General features: G+C 48.9%; 1 protein-coding gene. It reads left to right on the top strand.

Features of this window, described 5'->3' with window-relative positions:
- On the top strand, positions 1–260 hold a 260-nt coding region (locus Q5762_RS37980; protein ID WP_315896872.1), incomplete at its 5' end, for a hypothetical protein.
- Positions 261–282 lie beyond the last annotated feature (22 nt).

Below are 282 nucleotides of genomic sequence, written 5' to 3'. Positions count from 1 at the left end.
AGCATACCGGCTATGAGAAGCAAGAGATTGAGGAGTACTTGCTCGGCAGCTACTTTGGCTGGAAAGAGAAGAAGTTGCCAGGTGGCCGAGTGTCATCCGTTCCGATTCGCCGCACTACAACCGATGAGGAAGGTAATCGGGATGTTCTGGAAGGCCGAAAGTTTTGGGATTTCGTAGAGTGGATTCAGAGAGTGGCAGCACGTCAGGGGCTTGTGATCCCTGATCCATCTAAAGACTACAAATTGGAGAGAGTAAAGTGATTATTACTGGCGATACATTTGC

Origin of the sequence: Streptomyces sp. P9(2023) (assembly GCF_032436795.1) — a bacterium.
Classification (GTDB): Bacteria; Actinomycetota; Actinomycetes; order Streptomycetales; family Streptomycetaceae; genus Streptomyces.
This window is presented reverse-complemented; position numbering and strand designations above follow the sequence as displayed.